At 61.6% G+C, this 3,215-nt stretch carries 1 protein-coding gene and 2 pseudogenes; all 3 read right to left on the minus strand.

Going from position 1 to position 3,215, the window contains the following annotated elements; all coding sequences use genetic code 11:
- Positions 1-335: 335 nt before the first annotated feature.
- A pseudogene (locus tag DVO78_RS15640) lies at positions 336-644 on the minus strand (transposase); the annotation flags it as partial.
- A 104-nt stretch (positions 645-748) separates the two neighbouring features.
- Positions 749-2,185 carry a group II intron reverse transcriptase/maturase gene (ltrA, locus tag DVO78_RS15645; RefSeq protein ID WP_238385360.1) on the minus strand — a complete coding sequence of 479 codons (1,437 nt, stop codon included), beginning with the start codon at positions 2,183-2,185 and terminating at the stop codon, positions 749-751.
- Positions 2,186-2,796: 611 nt separating this feature from the next.
- Positions 2,797-3,135 (minus strand): annotated as a pseudogene (locus DVO78_RS15650) (IS1380 family transposase); the annotation flags it as partial.
- Between the last annotated feature and the right edge of the window lie 80 nt (positions 3,136-3,215).

Consider the following 3,215-nt stretch of genomic DNA (forward strand, 5'->3'; position numbering starts at 1 on the left):
GGTTGCAGTGGTCACCAGCACAGATCAGTGCCACCCTGGTCAAAGAGTTCCCTGAACAGCTGGGCGGAATCTAGTGGTGGTTGCAACGGCCTGATTTTTAGCCTCGATCCACCGAGGTTCACTCTGCTTGGCTTGTGAGGCGGACGGGATAGGTGGGTATGGGGAGGTCTTCCGGGCTTGCATCCGGTCTTCTCCACTTCGGTGTTCCCGGGTTTCCTTGATCCCGGTGTGAGTGCTCTATAGGGGTTGGCTGGTCAGGTGCTCGCTGCTGCTGGTGGCGGTCCCAGTGCTGTGGCCCAGAGCTTGGTGAAGGCTTCTGACCAGTCCTATTGGGTGGGCAGGTGCAGGATCAGGCGACGGGATCGGTGAGCGATCCTGGCGGGGAGGCTGATCAGGCGGGTTCTGATCGTCATGGCTCGGGCGCGGGCGAAGGCCGCGCCGATCTTGGTGGCCACAGCGCGGATAAGGTTGTGGGCGATGACGGCGGTGGCCAGCCATGCGGCGTTGGCCTGAAACTTTCCCGATGGCATGTGGGCCAAGGGTCCTGCTTTGAGTTCGGCGTTGACTTGTTCGATGACCGCGTGGCCGCGGTGCATCCGGTCGGCTGCAGCAGTATCCAGGAGGCTGGCATCGATGGTGGTGTAGGGTCGGCCAGCGGCGCCCTGTCCCCATCGCTGGGGGTGGGTTTCCGCTGGCCGCCCACCGAACCGGACGTGCCCATTCCTGAGCATCCGGCTCTCCATTTGATTCAGGCCGTTGCGGTGATGTTCCAGGGTGTTGGAATCCGATGTCCGCGATACCGGTACCGGGTGATCGGAAACTCGCGGGGACGGAATAGGTCGATCCCGTCGGCGCGGATCTCCCACCCAGGAAGGTAGCGGCGGATCACGGTGCTCGCATTGAGCTTGGGGTGTCGCTTCCGCAACCAGTAGTAGATCCGCCAGAACACGTAGTGATCGACGTATCCAAAAGTGCCACTAGAGACCCCGTGCTGGAAGTACGTGCACCAACCCCGAAGTACCGGGTTGACCCGCCGGATCAACTCGGCCAGAGTCAGATGCGCTGCCCGGCGGGTCAGACCACGAAGTTTAGCGATGATCGAAGCAAGTGATTTCTTCGACGCATACGTGTAAACTCGGGTCTGGCCCTCGGTTCCCTTCTTCTGGTGGCGCTGGATGTGCCACCCGAGGAAATCGAACCCCTCGTCAATGTGGGTGAGTTTCGTCTTCTCCGCTGACAGGCGAAGCCCTATCGGAGCCAAGACCGTGGCGACTTCCTCCCAGAGAGATTCCGCGTGGGTACGAGAGCCTTTGACGAGCACGACGAAATCATCCGCGTAGCGGATCAACTTCATCGTCGCGCCGCCCTTGCGACGGTGCTGTTGTCGTTGACTGTTGGTGCCCAGCGCCTCCCACTTATTTTGGAAGTGCCAGTCCAGCCCAGAGAGGGCGATATTCGCCAGCAGCGGGGAGAGAATCCCGCCCTGCGGGGTGCCGGCGACGGTAGCCCTGTGTCCGCCGTCCTCAGAGAGGACACCGGCTTTCAGGAACTTACGGATCAACCCCAGCACGCGCTTATCCGAGATACGTTCACGAACTCGGCCCATCAGGGCTTTGTGATCGATCTCATCGAAGCACGCGGTGATATCCGCCTCGAACACCCACTCATAGTTCAGGGATGCAGAGGCGAAATGGTGTATCTCCTCGATCGCGTCCTGCGCCCTGTGGCGCGGCCGGAACCCATACGAGGACGGATAGAAACCCGCCTCGAAGATCGGCTCCAGCACCAGCTTCAACGCGGCTTGCACGATCCGGTCTGTCATCGTCGGAATCCCCAAGCGTCGGACCTTGCCGTTCGCTTTCGGGATCGACTTCTGACGAACCATCACGGGCTCGAACTGTCTGGTCTTGACCATCTGGCCAATCCCGGTCAGCATCGCGGGCGCCTGATCCGAGGGCACCCGGCGAGGAATCTCGCCATCGACCCCGGCAGTGTGCCCGCCCTTGTTACCCCGCACCCGTTCCCACGCGGCCATTAGGAACGCGGGATCGTAAACGAGATTGAACAGGTCATCGAAACGACGGCCAGGATCAGCCGCCGCCCAACGGTGCAGTTTCGTCTGCATTACAAGTACCCGGTGCCCTGCCTCCTGGAAGTCGGCGGGCCACGGAACGCTCGTATTCACGGGCGTAACTCCTTCCTACGCATCAGAACGCTGCGAATCAAACTGGGTCCCTTCGCCATGTGGACGGCTTTCCCGCCCTCGGACTACTACGGACCCTCCGCCCCCTCCTACCGGCATCAGCGGTCGGCGCGCCTTCCCGTGCGATGCGTGACCGGATGCCACGGCGTACGGGGACCGGCGAGAAGGTTCCCACGTTCACTGTCTGATCGGTCGATGGGATCGGCACCCAGCTATGCCCCAGCACCCTCGCCATGACTACGCCGCGGGCATTCATCATGGCCTCCGACACCGACATCTTCAGCCGGCACCCGAGTTCCCCGCCCGGACACTCGAGTGGGGATGCGGTGCAAGCCAACCCTGATCCGCCAGGTTCGAGTTGGTACCACGCTTGAGGAGCGTTACGACACTGGTTCCTCACGTATGCCTCTCCGTCTTGCTAACCGGACCCGCACCATCTGGCAGTACTGGTACGTCCCGACGTTGTCAGGGCTGCTCCCACCCTCACCCCCGCCACAGGGATCAGGCTGCCCTCAGCTTCCCTAGTCCGCCGCGACGAACCAGGGGAAGTGATCTCACATCACCCCCCGACCCAACAGCGCCTCGTGGCGCACGAAGAATCCGTGATGCCGGTAGGTATCAAAGATGGTGTCCTGCCCAGCAGCGAGCTTCGTGGTGTTCTTCTCAGGTACTCGGCGCACTACTAGCCGGCCGGGGACATGATCGCTTTCTTTCTTCGATGTGAACGCGGTGAAAGGAACCTCAGCGACCTCAGCCTCGCTGACCCAGGTGCCGGTGGCCTCATCGAAGATGGCGTTCTTGTCCTTGATCTTCTTCCACGCGGTCTCGTCGATGGTGGCGATGGTCTTCTTGATCTTCTGATCCAGGCGCACGGTGACCGAGAGTTCTGCCCCGGCCCGGCGGGCTGCAGCAACGACCTTGGCCCCGTAGTACCTGACTTTGGTCAGTTTGAATCGGCCTGGGTCTGGTGGAGGGTGTGATTCAACCAGGAGAATAGGATCATGCCAGCACG

The organism is Nesterenkonia muleiensis (assembly GCF_003600155.1).
Lineage (GTDB): Bacteria > Actinomycetota > Actinomycetes > Actinomycetales > Micrococcaceae > Nesterenkonia > Nesterenkonia muleiensis.